Annotated in this window: 16 protein-coding genes; 4 read left to right on the forward strand and 12 right to left on the reverse strand. The window is 73.5% G+C overall.

The window, feature by feature from the left end; translation table 11 throughout:
- Nucleotides 1-59: 59 nt before the first annotated feature.
- Nucleotides 60-785 carry a DUF5995 family protein gene (locus ACPXCS_RS14805; RefSeq protein WP_425951746.1) on the forward strand — a complete coding sequence of 242 codons (726 nt, stop codon included), beginning with the start codon at nucleotides 60-62 and terminating at the stop codon, nucleotides 783-785.
- On the opposite strand, the gene ACPXCS_RS14810 is transcribed toward ACPXCS_RS14805, so the two are convergent.
- On the reverse strand, nucleotides 782-2,479 hold the full coding sequence (locus ACPXCS_RS14810; RefSeq protein ID WP_425951747.1) for a flavin monoamine oxidase family protein: 1,698 nt from the start codon (nucleotides 2,477-2,479) through the stop codon (nucleotides 782-784). The genes ACPXCS_RS14805 and ACPXCS_RS14810 overlap by 4 nt on opposite strands.
- A 47-nt stretch (nucleotides 2,480-2,526) precedes the next feature.
- The gene (locus ACPXCS_RS14815) at nucleotides 2,527-3,315 is read right to left on the reverse strand and encodes a carbon-nitrogen hydrolase family protein (RefSeq protein WP_425951748.1); all 789 of its coding nucleotides are present in this window, start codon (nucleotides 3,313-3,315) and stop codon (nucleotides 2,527-2,529) included.
- Nucleotides 3,316-3,634: 319 nt separating this feature from the next.
- Between ACPXCS_RS14815 and ACPXCS_RS14820 the strand changes: the two genes are divergently transcribed.
- On the forward strand, nucleotides 3,635-4,270 hold the full coding sequence (locus tag ACPXCS_RS14820) for a Repetin (RefSeq protein ID WP_425951749.1): 636 nt from the start codon (nucleotides 3,635-3,637) through the stop codon (nucleotides 4,268-4,270).
- Here ACPXCS_RS14820 and ACPXCS_RS14825 read toward each other — a convergent pair.
- The 7 genes from ACPXCS_RS14825 to rpe all read right to left on the reverse strand — a co-directional run bounded on the left by ACPXCS_RS14825 (nucleotide 4,239) and on the right by rpe (nucleotide 11,554).
- Nucleotides 4,239-5,435: an MFS transporter gene (locus tag ACPXCS_RS14825; protein WP_425951750.1), complete on the reverse strand. Its 1,197-nt coding sequence runs from the start codon at nucleotides 5,433-5,435 to the stop codon at nucleotides 4,239-4,241. The genes ACPXCS_RS14820 and ACPXCS_RS14825 overlap by 32 nt on opposite strands.
- A 136-nt stretch (nucleotides 5,436-5,571) precedes the next feature.
- Nucleotides 5,572-6,024 carry an Lrp/AsnC family transcriptional regulator gene (locus ACPXCS_RS14830; RefSeq protein WP_053668336.1) on the reverse strand — a complete coding sequence of 151 codons (453 nt, stop codon included), beginning with the start codon at nucleotides 6,022-6,024 and terminating at the stop codon, nucleotides 5,572-5,574.
- A 10-nt stretch (nucleotides 6,025-6,034) separates the two neighbouring features.
- Complete coding sequence (locus ACPXCS_RS14835) at nucleotides 6,035-7,504, reverse strand: amino acid permease (protein ID WP_425951751.1); 1,470 nt, start codon at nucleotides 7,502-7,504, stop codon at nucleotides 6,035-6,037.
- 299 nt (nucleotides 7,505-7,803) lie between these two features.
- Nucleotides 7,804-9,246, reverse strand: coding sequence for a GuaB1 family IMP dehydrogenase-related protein (locus ACPXCS_RS14840; RefSeq protein WP_425951752.1), 1,443 nt, complete (start codon nucleotides 9,244-9,246; stop codon nucleotides 7,804-7,806).
- 157 nt (nucleotides 9,247-9,403) lie between these two features.
- On the reverse strand, nucleotides 9,404-9,742 hold the full coding sequence (locus tag ACPXCS_RS14845) for a barstar family protein (RefSeq protein WP_425951753.1): 339 nt from the start codon (nucleotides 9,740-9,742) through the stop codon (nucleotides 9,404-9,406).
- A 3-nt stretch (nucleotides 9,743-9,745) separates the two neighbouring features.
- Nucleotides 9,746-10,789 carry a sugar-binding transcriptional regulator gene (locus tag ACPXCS_RS14850; protein ID WP_311687798.1) on the reverse strand — a complete coding sequence of 348 codons (1,044 nt, stop codon included), beginning with the start codon at nucleotides 10,787-10,789 and terminating at the stop codon, nucleotides 9,746-9,748.
- A 78-nt stretch (nucleotides 10,790-10,867) separates the two neighbouring features.
- Nucleotides 10,868-11,554, reverse strand: a complete 687-nt coding sequence (gene rpe / locus ACPXCS_RS14855; protein ID WP_425951754.1) for a ribulose-phosphate 3-epimerase — start codon at nucleotides 11,552-11,554, stop codon at nucleotides 10,868-10,870.
- A gap of 131 nt (nucleotides 11,555-11,685) precedes the next feature.
- Between rpe and ACPXCS_RS14860 the strand changes: the two genes are divergently transcribed.
- Nucleotides 11,686-13,827 (forward strand): MMPL family transporter, encoded by a 2,142-nt coding sequence (locus ACPXCS_RS14860; protein WP_425951755.1) that lies wholly within the window; start codon nucleotides 11,686-11,688, stop codon nucleotides 13,825-13,827.
- On the opposite strand, the gene ACPXCS_RS14865 is transcribed toward ACPXCS_RS14860, so the two are convergent.
- Nucleotides 13,808-15,226 (reverse strand): RsmB/NOP family class I SAM-dependent RNA methyltransferase, encoded by a 1,419-nt coding sequence (locus tag ACPXCS_RS14865; protein ID WP_425951756.1) that lies wholly within the window; start codon nucleotides 15,224-15,226, stop codon nucleotides 13,808-13,810. The two genes, ACPXCS_RS14860 and ACPXCS_RS14865, sit on opposite strands and share 20 nt — an antisense overlap.
- A gap of 86 nt (nucleotides 15,227-15,312) precedes the next feature.
- Entirely contained in the window at nucleotides 15,313-16,245 is a 933-nt protein-coding gene (gene fmt / locus ACPXCS_RS14870; RefSeq protein WP_425951757.1) for a methionyl-tRNA formyltransferase, read from the reverse strand.
- A gap of 324 nt (nucleotides 16,246-16,569) precedes the next feature.
- On the opposite strand from fmt, the gene ACPXCS_RS14875 reads away from it, so the two are divergent.
- A complete protein-coding gene (locus ACPXCS_RS14875; RefSeq protein WP_425951758.1) occupies nucleotides 16,570-17,115 on the forward strand; it encodes a hypothetical protein in 546 nt (181 codons plus the stop codon).
- Between the two features lie 99 nt (nucleotides 17,116-17,214).
- Here the strand turns inward: ACPXCS_RS14875 and ACPXCS_RS14880 are convergent, their stop codons facing one another.
- Nucleotides 17,215-19,380 (reverse strand): primosomal protein N', encoded by a 2,166-nt coding sequence (locus ACPXCS_RS14880; RefSeq protein ID WP_425951759.1) that lies wholly within the window; start codon nucleotides 19,378-19,380, stop codon nucleotides 17,215-17,217.
- Between the last annotated feature and the right edge of the window lie 88 nt (nucleotides 19,381-19,468).

Genomic DNA, 19,468 nt, shown 5'->3' on the forward strand with positions numbered 1-19,468 from the left:
TCGGGGAAGCGCCGGGCCCGCCGGTACTCCCGCCAGCCTAGAGCTGGGACTCTGCCCGCATGCCGCGATGCGAACAAGTCCCCCCGGCCGTGGACACACCGGTCGACGGAGTCATCCGCCGGATGCGCGCCCTCGACGCGGCCCTGCACCCGCGGGACGGGGTGGCGGTCTTCAACCGCGTCTACCTCACCGTCACGGAGACGGTGGACCGGTACGTCGACACCGGGCGGTTCGCGGATCCCCGTGCCGCGATCACGCTGGACGTACGGTTCGCGCGGCGGTACCTGGACGCCGTCGGCGCGGCCGCGCAGGACCGGCGCGCCCCGGCCTGCTGGCGGCCGCTGTTCCAGTTCCGCCGCCATCCCGGGGTACGCCCGTTGCAGTTCGCGCTGGCGGGCGTCAACGCGCACATCGGCCACGATCTGGCGCTGGCCGTCGTGGACACCTGCCGTACGCTCGACTGCGCTCCGGCCGAGCTGGAGGACGAGTTCGACACCGTGGGCGATCTCCTCGTGTCGTTGGAGGAGCGCATCCGCGAAGATCTGATGCCGGGCCCCGACCTCCTGCAGATCGCCGACCCGCTGACCCACCTGCTGGGCTCCTGGAGCCTGGAGCGGGCCCGCGAGGCGGCCTGGACGGCGGCCCGGGCCCTGTGGGCCCTGCGCCGACTCCCCGACCTCGCCGGGGAGTTCACCGACCGCCTGGACACGGCGGTCGGCCTGGCGGGCCGCATGCTGCTCACGCCTCTGGCCGCACCGCCGGCCACACCGCCGCTGTGGAACTAGTCCTCCGGCAGTTCGACGGGCGCGATCTCGTCGTACACGTCGCCCGGGCCCGGGTTGGTCGGGTCGGTCGTGCCGCCGAGGTGGTGCATGACGCCCCAGACCGCGTTGAGGGCGGTCTGGATCGCGCCCTCGGCCCAGCCGGCCGTCCAGGAGATGTCGTCGCCGGCGAGGAAGATGCCGCGCTTGTCCTCGGGCAGCCGGTCCTGCATGAAGTGCGTGAACAGGCGGCGCTGGTAGCGGTAGTGGCCGGGCAGGTTGGCCTTGAACGCGCCCATGAAGTAGGGCTCGTTCTCCCAGGAGACGGTGACCGGGTTGCCGATGATGTGCTTGCGGATGTCGACCTTCGGATAGATCTCCGACAGCGACTTCAGCATGACCTCCATCCGCTCGTTCGCGGACAGCGGCAGCCACTTCAGGCTGTCGTCGCACCAGGTGTAGGACAGGCAGATGACGGCGGGCTTGTCGGGGCCGTCGTCCAGCAGGTAGGTGCCGCGCGTCATGCGGTCGGTGAGCGTCATCGACATGACGTCCCGGCCCGTCTCCTCGTCCTTGTCCAGCCAGAACGGACGGTCCACCGGCACGAACAGCTTGGAGCTCTCCATGTAGTGGGTGCGCTCGATGGCGGTCCAGTGGTCGATCGGGAAGAGCGAGTCGTCGCACTGGATCTTCGACAGCAGCATCCAGGACTGGGCGGTGAAGATCGCCGCCTTGTAGGTGCGGATGTCGCCGCGGGCGTCGGTCACCGTGATGCGGTTGCCGGCCGTGCGGTGCAGCCGGGTCACCGCCGGGCGCGGCTCGCGGCCCTCGTGCAGGCTCGCCAGCGAGGTCCCCTGGGCCCAGTGGACGATCTTCTGCGGCTCACGCTCCCACAGGCGCAGCGGCAACTGCTGGGAGCCGCCGACGATGCCGCGGTGGTGGTCGTCGGCCTCGGTGTAGACGACCCGCAGGATCTCCAGGATGGAGTTGGGGAAGTCGGTGTCCCAGCCGCCCGTGCCGAAGCCGACCTGGCCGAAGATCTCGCGGTGCCGGAAGGACTTGAACGCCTCGGAGTCGCACAGGAAACCGTAGAAGGTCTGGTTGTCGAGCTTCTCGACGAGCCGGGACCAGATCTCGCGGATGCGCGGGACGTCCCGCTCGCGCAGCGCCCGGTTCATGTCGGAGAAGTCGGCGCCCTCCTCCAGGCACCGGCCCCAGGCCTCGGCGACGTCCCGGTACACCTGCGGCAGGTCGTCGATGGTCTCGGCGTAGTGCGACTCGCCCTTGAGGTCGACGACGGTCGACGGGGTCGCCTCGGCCAGCGGGTTGGGGAACGGCCGCGTCTTGAGGCCGACGAGGTCGATGTAGTGCTGCAGGGCCGTGGAGGACGGCGGGAAGCGCATCGCGCCCATCTCGGCGGTGAGGGAGTCGTCGCAGCCCTCGAAGCCGACCGTGCGCAGCCGTCCGCCGATCTGGTCGGCCTCGTAGACGACCGGCTTGAGGCCCATCTTCATCAGCTCGTACGCGGCGACGATGCCGGACAGGCCGCCGCCGATGACCGCGACCTCCGTGCCGAGCTCGGTCGCGGGTATCTGCCCGAGACCCGCCGGGTGGGCGAGGAAGTCGTCGTAGGCGTACGGGAAGTCCGGGCCGAACATGGTGATCGGCGGCTGCTGCGCGTCTGCGTGCTCGACGGCGTTGGGCACGGTGGACGTCATGGGGTACGGACTCCTTGCACAGAAACGAACGGGCGGTTCAGGGGGTTTCAGACGAGCGACCCGTACAGGCCGGGGCGCCGGTCCCGCAGATACGGGTTGTTCTCGCGCGACGCGGCCAGGAAGGCCGGGTCGACGTCGGCCAGGACGAGGTCCTCGCCCCGCCCGGCCCGGGTCCGGGCGATCCCGTCGGGCCCGGCCAGGGTGGACAGGCCCACGAACTCGAACTCGCCCTCCCGGCCCACCCGGTTGACGTACGCGACGTACATCTGGCTCTCGAAGGCCCGCACCGGGATCATCGACTCGGCGACGAACTGGAACGGGTGCATCTGCGCGGTCGGGACCACCAGCAGGTCGGTGCCCGCCAGGGCGTGGGCGCGGACGTTCTCCGGGAACTCCACGTCGTAGCAGATCAGGATGCCGACGCGGACGCCGTCGAGCTCGGCCTGGACGACCTGCTGCTCGCCCGGCGTGAAGTGGTCGCGTTCGAAGCAGCCGAAGAGGTGGGTCTTGCGGTAGTTCGCCAGGCGGGTGCCGTCGGCGGAGATCAGCTGGGCGGAGTTGAACACCGCGTCGCCGGCCCGCTCGGGGTAGCCGTAAGCGATCGCCAGCCCGTGGCTCGTCGCGATCTCGGCGATCGCGTCCGCGCAGTCGCCGTCGGCCGGTTCGGCCAGCCGGCCGATGTCGTCGCCGATCGCGTACCCGGTCAGGAACATCTCCGGGGTGAGCAGCAGCCCGGCGCCCGCGGCGGCGGCCCGGCCGGCGGCCTCGTCGAGGACCTTGAGGTTCTCGACGGTGGAGCCGGGGCGGCCGGAGCTCTGGAGCAGGGCGGTGCGCATGCGTGTTCCTCACCGGGCGGAAGGGGGTCGAAGGCCCGCACAGGGTGGTTGGAGGGGCCACGTAGACGGTACGGGCGGCTGACCAGGGCGGACAAGCAGGAGCCGTTGCGCGCCGGTGAACGGTTCGTTGCGTGCTTGGCGGGGCCGGCGGCGATTCGTTGCGCGACTTCGGGCGTAGCCCCGCTCCTCCCGGGAGCCCGGCCCGGTCCGGTCCTCCCCGCCGCGCGAGGGAGGCGGGATCCCGTCCGCAGCGCGATGTCCCGTCCGCGCCGGACCGGGAGAGTGAGGGCCGTCCACACGACCTGCGGAAAGGACCGCGATGAAGCGCCGTACCAAGATCGTCGTGCTCGGCTCCGCACTGCTGCTCACCGCCGGGGCGGCCTCGGCCGCGACCGCGTCGGAGACACCCCGGCCGCGCGAGGCGGCGGCGTCGGAGGCGGACCGGCCGCGCGAGGCGGCGGCGTCGGAGGCGGGCCAGCCGCGCGAGGCGGCGGCGTCGGAGGCGGACCGGCCGCGTGAGGCGGCGGCCCTCACCGGCACCGCCAAGCTGTACCGCTCGGCCGGGGACGACATCACCTTCTCCTTCGACGCCCACCTGGCCGCGAAGGACGGGGCCGACCCCATGAAGGCCACCGGCACCTTCTCCTTCAGCCACTACCGGAACGGCGACGGGGCCCGGGCCGAGGTCGCCGTCGACTGCCTGCTGACCGGGGGCAAGGTCGCCGTCGTCTCGGGCATCGTGACCGAGTCCGACCTGCCGGGCGCCGAGGGCAAGCGGGTCGGGGTCACCGTCCACGACCTCGGCCGCCACGACCGGCTCGGCTACAGCTGGGCCGCCACGGGCACTCCCGCGGAGATGGACGGGCTGCCCGAGTGCGTGAGCTCCGCCCCCTTCGAGAAGGTCGAGAAGGGGACGGGGGACTTCACGGTCGTGCCCCGGCAGCCCGAGTTCTGACCAGCGCCAGGCCCGTCACCAGGTAGGGCACCGCCAGCACGGCGAAGACGGTGCCGTGCGCCATGCCGGTGCCGAGCAGCGCGTACGCGCCGAAGGTGGCGACCGTGGCCAGCTCGGTGCCCAGGCTCGCCACCGAGGTGAGCGTGGCCCGGCGCGACGCGTCGATGCGGTGCTGCAGGCGGACGTCGGCCAGCACCTCCGCCAGCTGGAACCCGGCGAAGGCCAGGCCGACGAGGGCGACGCCGGCCAGGGAGCGGGACGCACCGCCCGCGGCCAGGGCGAGGGCGGCGCCCGCGAGCAGGGCCGCGAAACCGGCCGTGCCGAGCCGCTCGGCCGGTCCGGCCAGGAGGCCGCCGACGGTGGCACCCGCCCAGATCAGCATGATCAGGTAGGGCACCGTCGCCTCCGCGACACCGATCTCGCGGACCAGCAGCGGGGTGTACTCGTCGAGCGCGCCCCACACCGCGGCCACGGCCGGCACCAGCAGCAGGGCGCCCCGCACCGCGCGGTCCCTGCGGGCCTGGGCGAGCCCGGTCCGCAGGGTGGCCGCCCAGCTCTCGCCCGCGGTCCCCGGACGCTTCCGGTGCTCGGGGAGCCGGGTCGCGGTGAGGGCGGTCAGCACACAGGCCAGGACGCTGGCGGCACCGACGGCCGCGTACCCGCCCTGGGCGAACACGGGCCCCGCGAGGCCGAGGGAGGCCACGGTGCCCGTCAGCCGTGCGGCCCGGGCCCGGCCCATGACCCGCGCGTACCGGCCGGCGGCGCCCAGGTGGTCCAGTTCGTCGTGGACGAGAGCCTCCAGCGCTCCGGAGCCGAGCGCCCCGCCGGCGCCCCACAGGACGAAGCCGACGGCGAAGGCCCCGTACGACGGGGTGGCCGTCCACAGTGCGAAGCCGGCGGCGGTGAGCAGCGGGCCGATCCACAGCAGCCGGCGGCGTGAGACGGCGTCGGCCCAGGCCCCGGAGGGCACTTCGAGCGCCACCGCGGTGATCGACCAGAGGGCGAACAGGGAGGAGATCTGCCAGAGCGACAGGCCGGTGTCGGCGAAGAGCAGCGCGTACACCGGGTAGAGCAGGACGAAGTCGTCGAGGAACGCGTAGCCGTACAGCGTGGTTGTCAGCCGCCGGACGCCGGTGGCGGGCACGCGTGCGGGTGAGAGTGTCATGGGGCCTTCCCGTCAGGACCGATCGGACGCCGGAGGTACGGCGGCCGAGGCGGTCCCCGGGAGGCACGGCGGGTGGATCAATGTCGCCAGGTCATGACACCGATGCTAGACGCCGGCCGGCGGATCGTCCCCTGCTTTACGTGGGCGACCCCGACGAGAAGCGCCGCAGCAGCGGGGACAGGACGAGCACGGACTTGGTGCGTTCGACGAACGGCTCCCCGGCGATGCGCTCCAGGACCCGTTCGAAGTGCCGCATGTCGGAGGCGAAGACCTGGGCGATCGCGTCCGCGTCGCCGGTGACGGTGGAGGCGGCCACGACCTCCTGGTAGCGCTCCAGGCCGCGCTGGATGGTCTCCGGGGAGGTGTTGCCGCGGCAGTAGATCTCGACGAACCCCTCGGTCTCCCAGCCGAGGGCGCCCGGGTCCACGCGCACGGTGAAGCCGGTGATGGCCCCGGTGGCCCGCAGCCGGTCCACGCGCCGTTTGACGGCGGGCGCGGACAGGCCGACGAGTTGGCCGATGTCGGCGTAGGAGCGGCGGGCGTCCTCGGCGAGGGCGTGCACGATGCGTTCGTCGAGATCGTTCAGCACTGTGGGTCGATCACTTCTCGGATGGTGCCAGTCGGGAACGGCGGTAGCCGTACACGAAGTAGAACACGAGCCCGGCGGCCATCCAGACACCGAAGACCACCCAGGTGACGGCCGACAGACTGCCCATCATCCAGACGCAGAAGGCGAAGCCCAGCGCGGGCAGGACCGGGGAGAGCGGCACGCGGAAGGTGCGCGGCAGGTCCGGCTTGGTCCGGCGCAGCACCACGACGGCCACGTTGACCAGCGCGAAGGCGAACAGGGTGCCGATGCTGGTGGCGTCGGCGAGCTGCCCGAGCGGGATCGCGGCGGCCAGGACACCGCAGAACAGGGAGACGATCAGCGTGTTGGCGCGGGGCGTGCCGGTCCGGGGGTTGACCCTGGCGAACACCTTGGGCACCAGACCGTCGCGGGACATGGCGAACAGGATGCGGGTCTGGCCGTAGAGCACGGTCAGCACGACGCTCGCGATGGCGATGACGGCGCAGAACGCCAGCAGCGTGCCCCAGAAGGTCTGCCCGGTCACCTCGCGCATGATCTGGGCCAGGGCGGCCTCGGAGTCGGTGAAGTTCCGCCAGGGCTTGGCACCGACGGCGACGGCGGCGACCAGGACGTACAGCGCGGTGACGATCACCAGCGACAGCATGATCGCGCGGGGCAGGTCGCGCTGGGCGTCCTTGGCCTCCTCGCCCGCGGTGGAGGCGGCGTCGAAGCCGATGTAGGAGAAGAACAGCGTGGCACCGGCGGCGCTGACCCCGGCCATGCCGAGCGGCATGAAGTTCTCGTAGTTGCCCGAGCGGAAGCCCTGGACTCCGATGGCGCAGAACAGCACCAGCGCGCCGATCTTCACGGCGACCATGATCGTGTTGGCGCGGGCGGACTCCCGGGCGCCGCCCAGCAGGAACGCCATCGCGAGCAGGACGACGATCAGCGCGGGCAGGTTGAACACGCCGCCGTCACCGGGCGGCGCGGACAGGGCGGCCGGGATGGTGACGCCTATGGTCCCGTCGAGCAGTTCGTTGAGGTACTCGCCCCAGCCGACCGCGACGGCGGCGACGGACACGCCGTACTCCAGGACCAGGCACCAGCCGCAGATCCAGGCGATCAGCTCGCCCATCGTTGCGTACGCATACGAATAGGAGGAGCCGGAGACGGGGATGGTGCCGGCCAGTTCGGCGTAGGACAGGGCCGAGAACAGGGCGGTCAGACCGGCGATGACGAAGGAGAGCGTGACGGCCGGGCCCGCCTTGGGGACGGCCTCGCCGAGGACCACGAAGATGCCGGTGCCGAGGGTGGCGCCGATGCTGATCATGGTGAGCTGCCACAGCCCGAGGGTGCGCCGCAGCGACCCTCCCTCGCCCTGGCCACCCTCCGCGACCAGGCGTTCCACGGGCTTGCGACGCATGAGGCGCGCGCCGGTTCCCGGGGACGAGGGGGCGGCTGTCTGGCCTGTGTTCTGCGGGGGTGCGCCTTGGTCGAGCACGCGCTGGCTCCTTCATCGCTGCCGGTCAGGGCGGCAGGGACCGCGGGCACCCTTGAGCAGGGACCCGCCGAGCGTAAGTCCCCGCCACGCCACGTACGAGGCGACAGCCTACGAGGAGGGACGTTGCTGTCGAAATGCAGCAACCTTGCGCATCCACGCAAGATCATTGCGTGCCTGGGGGCTCACCGGAGGTTCGTTGCACCACCGCTTTCGACCGTTGCGCGGGCCGACGCGTGCGGCCCCCGCCCAGCCCTGCCGGGCAGGGTGAACGGGGGCCGTACGGGCGGGAGTCGGGCCGGTCAGGTCCAGCTGGCGTGCAGCGGCTTGCCCTCGGCGTAGCCGGCGGCGCTCTGGATGCCGACGAGGGCCTTCTCGGCGAACTCCTCCAGGGAGGCGGCACCGGCGTAGGTGCAGGAGGAGCGGACGCCCGCGATGATCGAGTCGATCAGGTCCTCGACGCCGGGGCGGGCCGGGTCGAGGAACATGCGGGAGGTGGAGATGCCCTCCTCGAACAGCGCCTTGCGGGCCCGGTCGTACGCCGACTCCTCGGAGGTGCGGTTGCGCACGGCACGGGCGGAGGCCATGCCGAAGGACTCCTTGTAGGCGCGGCCCTGGGCGTCGTGCTGGAGGTCGCCCGGGGACTCGTAGGTGCCGGCGAACCAGGAACCGATCATGACGTTGGACGCGCCGGCGGCGAGCGCCATGGCCACGTCGCGGGGGTGGCGGACGCCACCGTCGGCCCACACGTGCTTGCCGTACTTCCTCGCCTCGGCCGCGCACTCCAGCACGGCGGAGAACTGCGGACGGCCGACGCCGGTCATCATGCGCGTGGTGCACATGGCACCGGGTCCGACACCGACCTTGACGATGTCCGCGCCGGCCTCGATGAGGTCGCGCACGCCCGCGGCGGCCACCACGTTGCCGGCGACGACCGGGACCTGCGGGTCGAGGTCGCGCACCAGCTTCAGGGCGCTGATCATCGACTCCTGGTGGCCGTGCGCGGTGTCGATGACGAGCGCGTCGACGCCCGCGGCCAGCAGCTGCTCCGCCTTGCCCGCGACGTCGCCGTTGATGCCCACTGCGGCGGCGATGCGCAGGCGGCCGCGAGCGTCGGTGGCCGGGGTGTACAGCGTGGCGCGCAGGGCGCCCTTGCGGGTCAGGATGCCGGCCAGCGTGCCGTCCCGGTGCACGGCCGGGGCGTAGCGGCGGTTGGCGTGGTCGAGGGTGCCGAAGGCCTCGCCCGGGTCCATGTCCGCGTCGATGAGCAGCAGGTCCCGGGACATGACCTCGGACAGCTGCGTGAAGCGGTCGACGCCGGACAGGTCGGAGTCGGTGACCACGCCGACCGGCTTGTGGTTCTCGTCGACGACGACACCGGCGTTGTGCGCCCGCTTGGGCAGCAGCGAGAGGGCGTCCGCGACGGTCTGGTGCGGGGACAGGATGATCGGGGTGTCCAGCACCAGGTGGCGGCTCTTCACCCAGGAGACGACGTCGGTGACCACGTCGATCGGGATGTCCTGCGGTATGACCACCAGGCCGCCGCGGCGGGCCACGGTCTCGGCCATGCGGCGCCCGGCGATGGCGGTCATGTTGGCGACGACGAGCGGGATGGTGGTGCCCGTGCCGTCCGGGGAGCTGAGGTCGACGGCCTGCCGGGAGCCCACCGAGGAGCGGCTCGGCACCATGAAGACGTCGTCGTACGTCAGGTCGTACCCGGGCTGGATGTCATTGAGGAAACGCACGTGCTGCACATCCCAGTCGATCAGAGGTGACCCCCCGACCGGCCGGCCAGGGGGAAAAGAGCACGTACTTCATTCTCCCATGCCGGGCGTGCGAACGGCCCCCGGCGGATCGTCCAGGCTGGTCAGGGGGCCGTTCGGAGGTTTCTCCAAGCGCGCCTCAGGAGCCCAGGGTCACGAAGAGCCCCGGGCCCCGGTCCGTCGCCTCGGCGAAGATCTCCTCGGCGACCTGCCACTCCTCGGGCCGCGCCGCGGCGTAGGCACGCCAGCCCGTCACGACGACCAGCAGCCCTCGCTCCCCCGCGCCCTCGGGCCACAGGGCGGGGTCGGACAGGCAGTCGGCGAGGGCGTCCCAGTTGCGGCCGAACCACTCGGGCAGGGCCAGGTCACGGGCGCAGCGGTCCATCAGGCCCGCCTTGTCCGTGACCCCGTCGAGGTCGAGGACGAGGACGATCCGGCCGGCCGGGTCGTCCGGTACCCCGTGCGCCTGGCCCGCCACCCGTCAGACCCCGTCCGGGTCGGCGCGGTTGAGCGCGGGCTTGGGCGCCGGGCCCGCCGTCATCAGGTAGTCCGCGGCCGAGGTGTCCGTCACCAGGCTGGTGACGAGCCCGGAGCGCAGCACCGCGTCGATCGCGGGGCCCTTGCGCTGCCCGCCGGCGATCGCCACGACCTCGGGGATCCGGCGCAGCTGGTCGGCCTTGACGGTGATGCACCGCTCGCCCAGGTCCCGGCCGACGCGGCGGCCCTCCGCGTCGAAGAGGTGCGCGGACATCTCGGCGGCGACCCCGAGCGAGGCGTAGTGCGCACGCTCCTCGTCGCTGAGCATGTCGTGCACCGTGGAGATGCCCGGCTCCCAGGAGCCGATGGAGACGCAGGCGACGGTGACCTTGTCGAAGTGCTCGAAGGCCCGGGCGATGCCCGTCTGGTTGCGCAGCGCCGCGGCCGTGGCCGCGTCGGGCAGCAGCATGGGCGCGTAGATGGGGTGGGCGTCCCCGCCGGCCACCTGGGCGGCGCGGCGCACGGCCTCCACCGAGCCGCGCTCGGCGGTCCCGGCGTCGTACACGCCGGTCAGCTGCACCACCGTGCAGGGCGGCAGCCGGTCGAGCGCCGCCGCCATGTGGATGGTGGAGCGGCCCCAGGCCAGGCCCAGCACGTCACCTTCGTCGACCAGCTCGCCGAGCAGGTCGGCGGCCACCTCTCCCAGGTTCTCGGGGTCGGGCGTCTCCTCGGCCTCGGCCGGGGACTCGACCACGACGGCGTGCCTGAGGCCGTAGCGGGCGCGGAGCGCGTCCGAGCGCTCGGCGTCCAGCTCCGCAGGCACACGGATCTCGATACGTACGAGATCCCGTTCGAGGGCGGTCTCCAGGACCCGGGCCACCTTGAAGCGGCTGACGCCGAACTCCTCCGCGATCTGGATCTTGGACTTGCCCTCGAGGTAGAAGCGGCGGGCCATGGCCGCCGCCTGCACCAGCTCAGCGGGTCCCATCCGCATGGCTGACCGGCCCGCCGACATACCCGACACGGCGATCTCCTCACTGCTGTTCACACTCTGGATTCGCCGTTCATCCTTGCAGATCCGGCGCGGATGATCAGCCCTGATGAGAGCCGTTCACTTTGCTGTGGCTCAGTGGTCGCAGGCCCAGGAGGCCTTCGCCGTCGTCGCCTCGGCCTGGGTGCGTAGTGCACGTACCGCCTCGGCCGGGTCGTTCGCCCCGTAGACGGCCGATCCGGCCACGAAGACGTCGGCTCCGGCGTCGGCGCAGCGCTCGATGGTGGACGCGGAGACTCCGCCGTCGACCTGGAGCCAGAGCTCCAGTCCGTGCTTGCTGATCAATTCGCGGGTGCGGCGAATCTTCGGAAGCATGATGTCGAGGAAGGCCTGTCCCCCGAAGCCCGGCTCGACCGTCATGATCAGCAGCATGTCGAGCTCGGGGAGCAGGTCCTCGTACGGCTCGACGGCGGTCGCGGGCTTCAGCGCCATGGAGGCGCGGGCGCCCTTGGCCCGGATCTCCCGGGCGAGCCGGACCGGGGCGGCGGCGGCCTCGACGTGGAAGGTGACGGAACCGGCCCCCGCCTCCACGTACTGGGGCGCCCAGCGATCGGGGGCCTCGATCATCAGATGGCAGTCCAGCGGGGTGTCCGTCGCACGGGCGAGCGACTCTACGACCGGCACGCCGAGCGTGAGGTTCGGGACGAAATGGTTGTCCATGACGTCGACGTGGAGCCAGTCGGCTCCCTCCACGGCCTTCGCCTCGTCCGCGAGGCGGGCGAAGTCGGCGGACAGGATGCTGGGGTTGATCTGCACGGCCATGTCCTAAGACTGCCATGCCCTCCGGGGGTTGTGGGCATCGGTCCCGGGTGGTCTGTTGGGCGCGGGCCCGGCGGGGCCCACCGCACGGTTCCCCGCGCTCCTCGCAGGGCCGTCCCGCGGAGGGGGTTGCCATGAAGCAGGGCGTCGCACATCTCGTCTGCGGCCGGCGGTCCAAGTGGCTGGTGGTGGCGCTGTGGCTGGTGGTCCTGATCGTGGCCGCGCCGCTGGCCATGAAGCTCACGGACGCGCAGGACAACGACGCGGCGTCCTGGCTGCCGGGATCCGCGGAGTCGACGCAGGTGCTGGAGGCGTCGGAGGACTTCCGGCCGGAGCAGATCCCGGCGATCGTGATCTACGCGCGCGACGGCGGGCTCACGGCCCAGGACCGGGCGGAGATCGCCGAGGACGTCCGGCAGCTGAAACAGCTGAGCGACCACGGGATCATGGGCGAGCGGACCCGGGGCCCGGTCTTCGACCGGGAGACCGATCCGCGCGCGGCGCAGGTCTTCGTGCCGATCACGATGGACGAGAAGGGCTGGGAGCGGATCTCCCCGGCCGTCGGCTCCATCCGGGACGACGTCGGTGAGGGCGGCGGCGGGCTGGCCGTGCACATCACGGGCCCGGGCGGCACGTCCGCGGACTTCGCCCAGGCCTTCGAGGGCATCGACTCCACGCTGCTGTTCTCGGCGATGGTGGTCGTGATCGTCATGCTGCTCATCACCTACCGCAGCCTGACGCTGCTGGTGGTGCCCCTGATCGCGGTGGTGTGCGCGCTGTTCGCCTCCCAGGCGCTGATCTATCTGCTGGCCGAGCACGCGGGCCTGACCGTCAACGGCCAGAGCGCCGGCATCCTCACGGTGCTCGTCTTCGGCGCGGGCACGGACTACGCCCTGCTGCTGGTGGCCCGCTACCGGGAGGAGCTGCGCCGGCACGAGGACCGGCACGAGGCGATGGCCCTGGCGCTGCACAGGGCGGGCCCCGCGGTGCTGGCCTCCGGCGCGACGGTCGTGCTGAGCATGCTGGTGCTGCTGGCCGCCGAGATGAACTCGACCCGGGGCCTCGGACCGGTCGCCGCGATCGGCGTCGCCGTGGCCCTGCTGGCGATGATGAGCCTGTTCCCGGCCCTGCTGGTGGTCGTCGGCCGGTGGATCTTCTGGCCGGTGATCCCGCACCACGGCCGGCCCGATCCGGCCGAGCACGGCATCTGGGCGCGCGCCGGCCGCCGGATCGCCCGCCGCCCCCGCCCGATCTGGGCCGCGACGGCCCTGGCTCTGGCGGTGTGCTCGCTGGGCCTGATCCAGCTGCGCGCGGAGGGCATCGGCAACGCCGACGCCTTCACCGGGAGACCGGACTCGATCACCGGCCAGGAGGTCTCGGCACGCTACTTCCCGGCGGGCAGCGGAGATCCACTGGTGATCGTCGGCAACCAGGCCCAGGCCGTGCAGGTGGGCCGCGCGGTCGCCGCGACACCGGGGGTGGTCCCCCAGTCCCTCGGCCTGCCGCCCGGCACGAAACCCGCCTTCGAGGGCCGGGTCCTGTTCGAGGCCACCATGACCGCCCCGGCCGACAGCGAGGCCGCCAAGCAGACGGTGGAGCGGGTCCGGGACGCCGTGCACGCGGTGCCGGACGCCGACGCCCAGGTGGGCGGCGGCACGGCGGCCCTGCTCGACATGGACCGGGCGACCACGCACGACAACGTGCTGATCATCCCGCTGGTGCTGCTCGTCGTGCTGCTGATCCTGTGCGTCCTGCTGCGGGCCCTGATCGCCCCGCTGCTGCTGATCGGGACGGTGGTCCTGTCGTTCGCCGCGGCGCTCGGCATCAGCGCGCTCGCCTTCCGGTACGTCTTCGACTACGCCGGGGAGGCGACCGACTTCCCGCTGTTCGTCTTCGTCTTCCTGGTGGCCCTCGGCATCGACTACAACATCTTCCTGACCACCCGCATCCGGGAGGAGGCGACCCGGCAGGGCACCCGAGCGGGCGTGGTCACCGGCCTGGCCGCCACCGGGGCGGTCATCACCTCGGCCGGGCTGGTCCTGGCCGGCACCTTCGCCGCCCTCGGCACCCTCCCGATGGTCGGCTTCGCGGAGATCGGCTTCGCGGTCGCCCTCGGCGTCCTCATCGACACCTTCGTGGTGCGCTCGGTCCTGGTGACGTCCCTCTTCCTGGACGTGGGCCGTAAGGTGTGGTGGCCGCACCGGCTGGCCCGGGAGGACGGCGGTGCGGCGGTCCGCGAGAGCGTCGGGGCGGGCGTCAGCCGGTCCGGCGAATGAGCGCCAGGTACATCGCGTCGGTCCCGTGCCGATGCGGCCACAGCTGCACGTCCGGCCCGTCGCCCAGGTCGGGCACGCCGGGCAGCAACGGCCGGGCGTCGATCAGATCGGTCTCCGGGTGCTGCTTGAGGACGTCGGCGACGACGGCCCGGGTCTCGGCGAGGTGCGGCGAGCAGGTCGCGTAGCCCACCACGCCGCCGACCCGGACCGACTCCAGGGCGGTGCGCAGCAGACCGCGCTGCAGCGGCGCGAAGCCCTCCAGGTCCTCGGGGCGCCGCCGCCAGCGGGCCTCCGGCCGGCGGCGCAGGGCACCGAGGCCGGTGCACGGCACGTCGACCAGCACCCGGTCGAAGCTGCCGGGCCGCCACGCGGGCCGGGTGCCGTCCGCGGCGATCACCTGGTACGGCCCCGGGTTGCCGTCCAGCGCCCTGGCGACGAGCCCGGCCCGATGGGTCTGCTTCTCGGAGGCGACCAGCAGGGCCCCCCGCTCGGCGGCCAGGGCACCGAGCAGCGCGGCCTTGCCGCCGGGTCCGGCGCACCCGTCCAGCCACCGCCGGTCGGGCCCCTCCACCGGCGCGTTGGCCAGGGCGATCGCCACGAGCTGGCTGCCCTCGTCCTGCACACCCGCGCGCCCGTCCCGCACGGCCGGAACGGCACCGGGCTCACCGCCCTCGCTCAGCCGCACCGCGTACGGCGACCAGCGTCCCGGCACGGCGGCGTCCTCGTCGAGCAGTTCCCCGGCGGTGGCCCGGCCGGGCCGCGCCACCAGGGTCACCTCGGGCCGCTCGTTGTCGGCCCGCAGCAGTTCCTCGATGCCGGTGCGCCCGCCGCCCAGGGAGTCCCACAGCGCGGACACGACCCACCGAGGATGCGAGTGCACGACGGCCAGGTGGTCCTCGGGATCCTCGTCGTAGGGCGGCGCGACCCGCTCCAGCCAGCCGTCCAGGTCCTCCTGCGCGACCTTGCGCAGCACGGCGTTGACGAACTTCGCCCGTCCGTCGCCGAGCACGACCCGGGCGAGCTCGACGGTGGCGGACACGGCCGCGTGCGTCGGGATCCGGGTGCCGAGCAGTTGGTGCGCGCCGAGGCTGAGCACGTCCAGCACCGGCGGGTCGACCTCGCCGAGCGGCCGGTCGGCACAGGTCGCGATGATCGCGTCGTAGGTCCCCTGCCGCCGCAGCGTCCCGTACACCAGCTCGGTGGCGAGTGCCGCGTCCCGGGCGTCGAAGTCGCCCTTGTCCCGCGCCTTGCGCAGCAGCGGCGGGAGGACGAGGTTGGCGTAGGCGTCCCGCTCGTCCACGGCCCTCAGCGCCTCGAAGGCGAGGATGCGGACGGGGTCCTTCTGGGGCCTGCGGTAGGGCTTGCCGGACGGGCGGGGCCGACGGGGCTGGTCGCTCACGAAAAGGTGCTCCGGTGATGAGAGGACGTACGCGCCCAGCCTACGCCGCGGCGCGGTCCGGGAACCGGCCCGGCCCTGACCCGCCCTCAGCTCCCGAGCCGCTCCCCTTCCGCGATCCGCACGCCGCGGGCCCAGTCCGCCGCCCGCATCGGCTTCTTGCCCTGGGCCTGCACCCACAGCAGTTCGACGCCGTAGGACCCGGTGCCGACGAACACGTTGTTCTTCCCGGCGGCGATCTCCCCCGGGGCGAGGTCCGTCCGCCCGGGCACGGGCGCGGCCTGGATCAGCTTGAGGCGCTCGCCGCGGAACGTGGTCCAGGCACCGGGCGCCGGGGTGCAGCCCCGCACCACCCGGTCGACGCGCAGCGCGGGCGCGTTCCAGTCCAGGTGGGCGTCCTCGACGTTGACCTTGGGAGCGAGGCTGACGCCCTCGGCCGGCTGCGGTACGGCCTTCAGCGTGCCGTCCTCGATGCCGTCCATGGTCGCCGCGAGCAGCCCGGCCCCGGCGAAGGCGAGCCGGGTCAGCAGGTCCCCGCTGGTGTCGGTGGCCCGGATCTCCTCGGTCACCGTGCCGTACACCGGCCCCGAGTCGAGGCCCTCCTCGATCAGGAAGGTGGAGGCCCCCGTGATCTCGTCCCCGGCCATGATGGCGTGCTGGACGGGGGCGGCGCCCCGCCAGGCCGGCAGCAGGGAGAAGTGCAGGTTGACCCAGCCGTGCGCGGGGATGTCGAGGGCGACCCGGGGCAGCAGCGCGCCGTAGGCGACGACGGGGCAGCAGTCGGGGCGGATCTCCCGCAGCCGCTCCAGGAACTCGGGGTCCTTCGGCTTCGCCGGCTTCAGCACCTCGATCCCGGCCTCCTCCGCCCGCTCGGCGACGGGCGAGGCGACGAGCCTGCGCCCGCGCCCGGCCGGCGCGTCGGGCCGTGTGACGACGGCGGCCACCTCGTGCCGTCCGGAAGCGAGAAGGGCGTCCAGGGCGGGAACGGCGACCTCGGGGGTACCGGCGAAGACGAGCTTCATGGGGTGGTGGCGGCCTCTCGGTCGGGGGCGATCATCGGCGACACCCAAGTCTATGAGCCGGAAACGGATCGCCGCCGACGGCGGCCCGTCCGCACGGGAGAACCGGGCCCCGGGCCGGACTGCTTCGGGCACTGCGCGAGGGGGAGACGGCAGCCGACGGCCGGAGGCCGAGGCGCACGCCCCGCGCAAACGGGCGCACGCATATGCCCCCGCGCCCCCACACCGTGACCAGCGGAGCGAATCCGCGTTGGTCAAGACAGAGTTGACCACAAGGGCCGCGATCGCGGCCCAATTCCTTTCAACGCCGGTTCGAGAGGCTTGTTCATGGCCGACCACGCAACCCACGACGCCCAGGCTCGGGCCAGCCTGCACTTGCTGGTGCGGGACATCGAGCGGGTCCGCCGGCAGGTGGACGCACTGCGCACCCTCACCGCCCAGTTGGGCAACGTCTACCGCCCGCGCCGCTCCGGCCCGTCCACGGGCTTCGTCGTCTACGGACGCGCCCCCGCCCCGACGGTACGTCTCGCCCAGGAGCTGCGGGACAGTGTCGAGACCCTGGTCACGGCGGCCGTGGACTTCGACCGCTCACTCGGCTTCTCGTGGGACGCCGTGGGCTCCGCACTGGGAGTCACCAAACAGGCGGTGCACCGCCGTTACGGCGCGCGCCGGGCCACGGCCCAGACCGCCACCGCCGAGCCGGAGCGCACACCGGAGCCGTCCGGCAGCCGCACGGTCAACGTGGCCACCGGCCTGCCCGCGGTCCCGACGGTCCCCGCGGCCCGCTCGATGCCCACGCAGCCCACGGCGGGCAGCCCGGCCCTGCGCGACGAGGTGCGGCCGACGGCCTTCCCGGGCCCGCGCAACGGCTGACGGCCCGCCGCCCCGCCCTCCCCGTCCTGCCCTCCCGGACCGCACCCGGGAGGGCAGCCGCGTGTACGGGCGACGCAGCGGGGCTGCCGGACGGGGCGCTCAGCCGATGTCGGCCGGATCGATCCGCACCCAGACCCCGGCTCCCGCGCCGTTCCCGCCGCCGCTCCCCCGGGCCATGCGCGCGGCCTGCGCGGCCTTCAGCGAGGCGGCCAGCGCCGCCCCCCTGCCCGGTGGCACCCGCACCAGCGCCCGCTCCCACTGCTCCCCCGGCGGCGGCGCCCCGGTCCGCCGCGGACGTCCGGCCGCGGTGACGGGCATCGGTACCGGCCCCAGCACCTCGGCCTCCGGCGGCAGCCCGGCCGTACGGAGGAAGTCGGCGACCGCCTCCGCCGGCCCCGACACGGCCGCCATCCGGGACACCGGCGGATATCCCAGCTCGGCCCGCTCGGCCAGTTCCCGCACCGCGTGACCGACGGGGTCCCACCGCACGAGCGCCTGCACCGGCCGCAGCGTCGGCTCGGCCACGACCACCACCGTGCCGCCGGCGGACTGCGGCCGGACGAGCGACGCCGCCGCGATCCACCGCCGCAACGCGTCCTCCGCGGACCGCAGATCGGGCCGCCCGAGCATGGCCCACCCGTCCAGCAGCAGCGCCGCCGCGTAGCCGCCCTCGGCGACGGGCTCGGCACCGGGCGTGCTCACCACCAGTGCGGGCGCCCCGGGCACCGTGTCCAGCACGTGCTCGCGCCCCGAGGTCCGTACCGGCACCGCCGGGAAGGCGCGTCCGAGTTCCTCGGCCGTGCGCCGCGCTCCCACCACCGAGGCGCGCAGCCGGAAGCTCCCGCACTCCGGACAGTGCCAGCCGCTCTCCGCACGGCCGCACCAGCCGCAGTGCAGGGCACCGCCGTCCCGCGCCTCCAGCGGCCCGGAGCAGTGCCGGCAGCGCGCGGGCGCCCGGCAGTCGGCGCACGCCATGCGCGGCACGTAGCCCCGCCGGGGCACCTGCACCAGCACCGGCCCCTGCCGCAGGCCCTCCCGGACGGCCTGCCAGGCGAGGGTGGGCAGCCGGGCGGCCCGGGCGGCCTCGTCCCGCGCGAGATCCCCGTCCCCGACGGTCCGTACCAGCGGGGCGGTGGCGCGCACCTGGTCCCGCCCGGCGACGAGCGGCCGTGCCCAGCCGCTCTCGACGAGTTGCGCCGCCTCCACCGTGCAGGCCCAGCTGCCGAGCAGGAAGGCGCACCTGTCCTGGGCGGCCCGCAGCAGCAGCACCTCCCGGGCGTGCGGCTGCGGGGCGTGCTGCTCGCCGTGGCTGTCGTCGCCGTCGTCCCAGAGGGCGACCAGTCCGAGGTCCTGGACCGGCGCGAACATCGCGGCGCGGGTGCCGATCACGGCCCGCACGGAGCCCCGCCGCACGGCGAGCCACTGCGCGTACCGCTTCTCGGGGCCGGCGTCGGCGGTGAGCACCGAGTGCCGTCCCTCCCCCAGCAGGGCGGTCAGCGCGGCGTCGACGCGGGCGACGGCCCGACCGTCGGGCAGGACCACCAGGGCCCCGCGGCCGGAGGCCAGCGTCGCCGCGACGGCCCGGGCCAGCTCCTCGCTCCACTGCGGACCCGGCAGCGCGTTCCACACGGCCCTGGGCGCACCGCCGGAGGCCAGCGACTCCAGGAAGGCCGCTCCCCGCTCGTAGCGCTGCCAGGACCCCGCCTCGGGCGCCGGGGGCGGCGGCAGCGGCTCGGGGGAGGCGCGCTGCTCGGCCCGTGCGTTGCGCGGCGGCACGGCGAGCTGCAGGACGTCGGCGAGGCTGCCCGCGTACCGGTCGGCGACGGCCCGGGCCAGTCCCAGCAGCTCCTCGCTGAGCACCCGCTCGGGCGAGACGACCTGGGCGAGGGCGGCCAGCGGCCCGGCGTAGTCGGACTCGGGCAGCCGCTCGACGAGGAACCCGTCGATCAGCCCGCCGCCCTCGCGGCGTCCCTCGCGCACCCGGTGCCGCCCGGCCCCGAACCGCACCCGCACCCGCACGCCCGGCTGGGCCTGCTCGTCCAGCTCCTCGGGGACGGCGTAGTCGAAGTACCGGTCGAGGTGGAGCACGCCCTTGTCGACGAGGACCCGCGCGACGGGCAGCTCCTTGGCGAGCGCGGCCCCCCGCCACGTCCGCGGCTTGGCCCGGGGCGTCTGCGCCTTGCGCACGCTCTCCCTGATGAGCGCGAGCTGCTCGGGCGGCGCACCCTCGACGCCGCCGCCCGCCTGTCCGTTCTCGCTGCTCACGCTTGCATTCTTACCAAAGACCACTGACATCCGGCGGCGCCCGGGAGGGACCCCGGGCACGACGCAGGCCCGGCTCCCCTAGGGGAAC

It is taken from the genome of Streptomyces sp. DT190, from assembly GCF_049846985.1.
Classification (GTDB): domain Bacteria; phylum Actinomycetota; class Actinomycetes; order Streptomycetales; family Streptomycetaceae; genus Streptomyces.